Source organism: uncultured Fretibacterium sp. (assembly GCF_938040765.1).
Classification (GTDB): Bacteria; Synergistota; Synergistia; order Synergistales; family Aminobacteriaceae; genus CAJPSE01.
This window is the reverse complement of sequence record NZ_CALIAA010000035.1, coordinates 1-4,098: the sequence shown is the minus strand read 5'-3', so window position 1 is coordinate 4,098 and position 4,098 is coordinate 1. Positions and strand designations below refer to the sequence as shown.

General features: G+C 67.1%; 7 protein-coding genes. 5 read left to right on the top strand and 2 right to left on the bottom strand.

What is annotated here, in order from left to right:
- The first annotated feature begins 234 nt into the window (after positions 1-234).
- The 3 genes from Q0176_RS01180 (at position 235) to Q0176_RS01170 (ending at position 1,600) form a co-directional block, all read left to right on the top strand.
- Positions 235-723 (top strand): hypothetical protein, encoded by a 489-nt coding sequence (locus Q0176_RS01180; protein WP_299298242.1) that lies wholly within the window; start codon positions 235-237, stop codon positions 721-723.
- A gap of 169 nt (positions 724-892) precedes the next feature.
- Positions 893-1,069, top strand: coding sequence for a hypothetical protein (locus Q0176_RS01175; protein ID WP_299298239.1), 177 nt, complete (start codon positions 893-895; stop codon positions 1,067-1,069).
- Positions 1,070-1,108: 39 nt separating this feature from the next.
- Positions 1,109-1,600, top strand: a complete 492-nt coding sequence (locus Q0176_RS01170) for a hypothetical protein (RefSeq protein WP_299298236.1) — start codon at positions 1,109-1,111, stop codon at positions 1,598-1,600.
- Between the two features lie 238 nt (positions 1,601-1,838).
- Here Q0176_RS01170 and mrtS read toward each other — a convergent pair whose 3' ends face one another.
- Positions 1,839-2,390, bottom strand: coding sequence for a Synerg-CTERM system glutamic-type intramembrane protease MrtS (gene mrtS / locus Q0176_RS01165; protein WP_299298233.1), 552 nt, complete (start codon positions 2,388-2,390; stop codon positions 1,839-1,841).
- A gap of 19 nt (positions 2,391-2,409) precedes the next feature.
- Positions 2,410-2,685 carry a hypothetical protein gene (locus Q0176_RS01160; protein WP_299298230.1) on the bottom strand — a complete coding sequence of 92 codons (276 nt, stop codon included), beginning with the start codon at positions 2,683-2,685 and terminating at the stop codon, positions 2,410-2,412.
- 227 nt (positions 2,686-2,912) lie between these two features.
- Here Q0176_RS01160 and Q0176_RS01155 point away from each other — a divergent pair, with 227 nt between their 5' ends.
- A complete protein-coding gene (locus Q0176_RS01155; protein WP_299298227.1) occupies positions 2,913-3,836 on the top strand; it encodes a peptidyl-prolyl cis-trans isomerase in 924 nt (307 codons plus the stop codon).
- Positions 3,837-3,900: 64 nt separating this feature from the next.
- Positions 3,901-4,098: a heavy metal-associated domain-containing protein gene (locus Q0176_RS01150; RefSeq protein WP_299298224.1), complete on the top strand. Its 198-nt coding sequence runs from the start codon at positions 3,901-3,903 to the stop codon at positions 4,096-4,098.

Genomic DNA, 4,098 nt, shown 5'->3' with positions numbered 1-4,098 from the left:
GGGTGCCGTGGGTCCTGGACGAGCCCAACCCCTACCCGGACGAGTAGGCGCGGACTTCCGGCCGCCGCCCGCGCCCCCGCACGAGAGGGGCGATGGCGGGGACGCCCTCAGTCTGTGCCGTGGCTTCCAGCCCGGCCTCGACGGCTTCCCCCATAAGGACAGGGCGTGGCCCGCAGCCGAGTGGTGCGGGCGCCGGGTCGCCGGCGGACGGTATCATCTGAGGGGAGACATGCCATGAGACTGGACTTCAAGAACTTCTCCGTCGAGATAGACGCCGAAGCCACCCGCAGGGCGTACGAGGGGCTACCTCGGACGGACGAGAGGTGCAGCTGTGCCGGCTGCCAGAACTTCCCCCTGGCCATAGGCAAGGCCCTGAGCGAGGAGGGCAGGCACCTCTTCGAGTCCATGGGCGTGGACCCCGCGAAGGCCACGGAGGCGTACGTGAACCTCGCCTGCGACGAGGGGATGATCTTCTACGGGGTGACGTATATTCTCTTCGGCAGGATCGAGCGCAGGGTCGAGACCGTCCCCGACGTGACGGCGCCCGAGTGGGGGAAGGACGTCGAGCGCGACGTGGGTGACAACGCCTCCATCTTGTTCTCCGACAAGAGATTCGACACGAGGGAGGACCTCTTCAGGGGGGACGCCAACGTCGTCCAGATGAACCTGTTTGCGGACGTCCCGTGGGTCATGGACGGGCCCAACCCCTACCTGGACGAGTAGGCGCGGACGGCACGGCCGGGCGCCGAGGCGGTGTCCGGTGGTGGGGCGAGGTCGCGCCCGGAGGGGCGTCCCAGCGCCCATCTCTCGGCGTCCCTTGGTAACGATCCTGTTTCCTCTGCCGCCGCTGCGGCGGCAGAGGACCAAGGGCCGCCGGCCGTAGGTGCTCCAGATGTCGGCCAGTCGATCGTCCCCCTGCGTCCCGGGGACGATCGTCCCCTTGAACAGGGGGGCGGTCCCCTCCAGCATCGGCCGGCCGGGCAGCGGGGCCAGGATCATCCACTGGGTCAGCTTCCATGCGCCCGCCATCTCGTTCGACGTCAGGGCGTGGACGAGCGGCATGATCTGAATGCCGCCCACCGAACCACGCGGGGAGGTCGCGATGTCGATGACCCCCGTATGCGAGGCGCGGATTCGCCCGATCCTCTGGAACTCGGTCCCGCCGAAGCGTCCCACTCCGCCGACGGGACGGACGACGCGGGCCGCCGTGCGGGGCCCGTCCTTCGTCCACGCGATCACGCGCCCGCCGGGTCGGTTCTCGATGTCCGCCATCCAGGTCCCGGGACGGTCCGGCAGAGAGGTTTCGATTACCAGGGTCTCCCCCTCCCGCGGCGCCCCGTCCAGGGGACGCCGCGTCCCGTCCGGGGCCTCGATCCGGACGGGGGACCCCGTGACGGGGGCGAAGCCTCCGAAGAACCCGGTCCCTGCGGGGAGGTCGAGTGCGAAGAACGCGCCGTCCGCCGCCGCCGGCGCGACCGTCACCGCGGGGACGACGCTGACGATGCGGCCGCGGCCCTTCTCGACGTCCACCAGCATGTGCACGGCATTGACGGCCGAGGCACAGACCGTACTCGGCGTTCCCCATTTGCTGGCCGTGTAGGCCGGCCAGTTCGTCTTGACCGGCAGCCTGCGCACCGTCCCGAGGGGGACCGTCGAGCCGTCCGGCATGACGGCGCAGGCGCTTTCACCGACGCGGCAGGGGATGCGCAGCTCCAGCGCGCCCCTGTCGGCCTCCGCCGAAAGGGGCGTCGACAGGGCGCACAGGAGCGCGAGGAAAACGCAAAGGCCACTTTTTATTTTCTCCCAGATCATCATAAAAACCTCCTTGTCGTATCCATTCAGGGCAGGGGAGCCCACCAGACGGCCCAGACGTTGCAGAGCGCGTGGTAGACGATGGCGGGCAGCACGGAGCCGTTGCGGTGGCGCAGCACCCCCATGACGAGCCCGGGGAAGAAGGTCGCCAGCCTCAGCCAGGCCGGCATCGCCACGAGGTGGGACAGGGCGAAGAGCAGCGTCGTCAGGGGGATTCCGCGCCATGGCCCCCATCGGCGTACGGCGAGGGTCTGAAGCCAGCCCCGGAAGAAGGTCTCCTCGATGAATGCCGCGGCCACACCGCCCCCCAGCAGGTTCAGCGCCCCGAGGAGAGAGGGGTGCCGAGGTCCGGGGCCGCCCCATTCCTGCGGCCAGTTCAGGGAGACGAGGGTCAGGGGCGCCAGGGTCAGGACGAGGGCCAGGAGGGTGTCCCGCCATGCGCCCGGCCCCATGAACCAGATCAGGCCCCAGTCCTCCTCGCGTTCGCCCCTCCTGCGGCACCACCAGTAGGGGAGGTAGAGCATGAGGAAGCCGATGGCCAGCCCGGCCAAGGCGGCGAGGAGGGATGCGCTCGACAAGCCGGCCTCCGCCGCGCCCCTAAAGGGCCTTGGAGAGCCCCCCGAAAAGCCTCCAGGCATCGTTGATGAAGAGAATGACGTCGATGCGATGGACATAGAGGGTCCGGGATAGCTTCCAGAGGAAATAGATGACCGGGGCGGCCACAATGACGGCTCCCGTCTTGTAGAGAACCTTGGCGGGAATGGCGCCGAGGTGCTCGAAGAGCACGTCGACCAGCCAGCCCGCGGTCATGAGGGCGAACCCCAGGATCCAGAGCGACAGCCCCAGAACTGCCCGTGTATCGATCAGACGCATGGTCCATCCTCCCGTCCAGATTTACGAAAATTCCCACACGCATTATAGCTCACGCCCCGCGAAATGGGCGAACGCGGCGGGGCCGATGGGGAGATACGCACTTTTACCCCGTTCCCATGGGTTGGGCTTATGTTACAATGCCATGTCGTATGAACGATAAGGCTCATGTCCCCGTGAAAACCGGGGAATGAGGCGGCAAGCAGAAAACGCTCGAGGAGGAAGAGGACGTGAAGGGATTTTTCGCGAAGAAGTCGGCGCTGGGATTGGCTTTGGTGGTTCTGATGGGGGCGGGCCTGGCGTGGGCCGCGCAGACGCAGCCGGAGACGAAGGACGCTCCGAAGGCCGACCCGGAGAAGGTCCTCGCGAAGGTCGCGGACCGGGAGATCCGGGAGAAGGATATCGACCAGGTCATTCGGATGATGGGCCCCCAGGGCGCCATGATGTACGACAACCCGCAGGGCCGCAGGGCCGTGCTGGACGAGCTCGTCTCCATGCACCTCTTCGCCCTCAAGGGGGCGGAGGAGAAGCTGGATCAGACGCCGGAGTTCAAGACGGCGGTGGAGACCTTCCGGAACCAGTCCCTGGCGCGCGCGGCGATCGACGCTTCTTTGAAGGACGTGACCGTCTCCGACGAGGAGGCCAAGAAGTTCTACGACGAGCATCCCGACCAGTTTACGCAGCCCGAGCGGGTGCATGTCCGGCATGTCCTGATCAGCGACGACGTGACGAGTGCCGACGCCATCGCGAAGATCCAGGCGGACCTGAAGGCGGGCGTCTCCTTCGATGAGGTGGCGAAGAGCCGTTCGCTCTGCCCCTCCGCCGCGCAGGGCGGCGACTTGGGCGAGGTCTCCAAGGGGCAGATGGTCCCCGAGTTCGAGGCCGCGGCCTTCGCGCTCAAGAACCCCGGCGACCTCTCCGAGCCCGTCAAGACCCAGTTCGGCTGGCACATCATCAGGCTGGAGGGCCGGACGCCCTCGTCCGTCGAGCCGTTCGACACGGTGAAGCCGCAGCTGGTCCAGTACCTGACCAACGAGAAGAAGGGCGAGGCCTTCAAGAATGCGGTCGAGGGCCTGAAGAAGACCTATAAGGTGGAGATGCTGGTCCCCGAGGAGACTGCATCGGAGGACACAACGTCGGAGGACAAGAAGTAAGCGGGTTTTCGGCGCGCGGTTCGCGTTGCCGCGGGTGTCGTATCGAAGTCGGGAGGTGGGTCCCTTGAAGAGGACGTTTGCGGTTGCGGATATGGCTTGCCAGCATTGCGTCGGACGCATCAAAAAGGCTCTGGACGCCGCCGGCGTGACGGGGTACGAGGTCGTCTTGGAGAGCAAGGAGGTACGCGTCGAGGAGTCCCAGGCCACGGCGGCTGCGGCGGCACTCTCGGACGCGGGCTATCCGGCCGTGCCGAAGGATTGA

Coding starts and splice junctions, on each gene's coding strand:
- Q0176_RS01180 (WP_299298242.1), top strand. CDS start 235: ATGAGACTGGACTTCAAGAACTTCTCCGTCGAGATAGACGCCGAAGCC.
- Q0176_RS01175 (WP_299298239.1), top strand. CDS start 893: ATGTCGGCCAGTCGATCGTCCCCCTGCGTCCCGGGGACGATCGTCCCC.
- Q0176_RS01170 (WP_299298236.1), top strand. CDS start 1,109: ATGACCCCCGTATGCGAGGCGCGGATTCGCCCGATCCTCTGGAACTCG.
- Q0176_RS01160 (WP_299298230.1), bottom strand. CDS start 2,685: ATGCGTCTGATCGATACACGGGCAGTTCTGGGGCTGTCGCTCTGGATC.